Below are 278 nucleotides of genomic sequence, written 5' to 3'. Positions count from 1 at the left end.
GTTCCATGTTGCGCCTGCCACCGCGCTGCTCGCCAACTGCGTGGCGACCTTGTGTCTGACGATAGGCAGCGTGATGGCCGGCTCGATTGCCGGGCGCGTCGGCGCAGGGCGCACGATCTTCGTCGGCGGACTGCTGCTGGCGGTGACCTACTACGCGATGTTCCAGCAACTGGCTGTCGACACCTCGTCGCTCGTGCCGTTGTACGGCGCGGCGGGCCTTTTCGTCGGCGTGATCGGCGCGATTCCGTTCGTGATGGTGAAAGCGTTCCCGCCGGTCG

Annotated in this window: 1 pseudogene; it reads left to right on the top strand. The window is 66.5% G+C overall.

Annotated features, from left to right (window positions below):
- A pseudogene (locus EN824_RS34970) lies at positions 1-278 on the top strand (MFS transporter); the annotation flags it as partial.

Source organism: Mesorhizobium sp. M8A.F.Ca.ET.181.01.1.1, assembly GCF_004792025.1.
GTDB lineage: Bacteria > Pseudomonadota > Alphaproteobacteria > Rhizobiales > Rhizobiaceae > Mesorhizobium.
Note: the sequence above shows the minus strand (reverse complement) of the source record. Positions and strands in the feature narration are given on the sequence as shown.